The following is a 612-nucleotide window of genomic DNA, read 5'->3' as shown; positions in this document are numbered from 1 at the left end:
CGTCGGGCAGTGGCCACTGCCGCGTGGCGCCCGTCTCCGGGTAGGTCAGACGGGATACGGGGCCGGTTGGGGACATGCCCGTACGGTACGAGCCCGGCCCCACGCGTCACTGGCCGACGCGCCCGGGCTGCAGCACCTTGGTGAACAGCACCGTGCCGCCCAGTTCGCGCAGCCGGACCGTCAGCTCGCCGCTGTGCCCGTCGATGTCCACCTCGCCGAAGAACTGGAAGCCCTCGGCCGGAGAGACGTTCGCCCTGGTCGGCGCCTTGACGAAGGGCTGCTCCGGCCCGAAGGTGCCGTCCAGCTTCACCGCCGGGAACGAGCCCGCGTTCAGCGGCCCGGAGACGAACTCCCAGAACGGGGCGAAGTCCTTGAAGGCCGCCCGCGACGGGTCGTAGTGCTGGGCGCTGGTGTAGTGGACGTCCGCCGTCAGCCACACCGTGCCGGTGATCTTCCGGTGCTTGATGTGCCGCAGCAGCTCCGCGATCTGCAGCTCACGGCCCAGCGGCGCGCCCGGGTCGCCCTGCGAGACCGCCTCGAAGTCCGTCGCCCCGTCCGGGACCACAAGACCCAGCGGCATGTCACACGCGATCACCTTCCACACCGCGCGCG

The 612-nt window shown here is 71.2% G+C and carries 1 protein-coding gene; it reads right to left on the bottom strand.

The window, feature by feature from the left end:
• Positions 1-106: 106 nt before the first annotated feature.
• The coding region (locus CCN51_RS50365; RefSeq protein WP_211303338.1) for an alkaline phosphatase D family protein at positions 107-612 on the bottom strand (506 nt) is incomplete at its 5' end.

The sequence above is a fragment of the Streptomyces milbemycinicus genome (genome assembly GCF_002154605.1).
Classification (GTDB): Bacteria; Actinomycetota; Actinomycetes; order Streptomycetales; family Streptomycetaceae; genus Streptomyces; species Streptomyces milbemycinicus.
The sequence above is the reverse complement of the archived record's forward strand: the minus strand, read 5'-3'. Positions and strand labels throughout refer to the sequence as shown.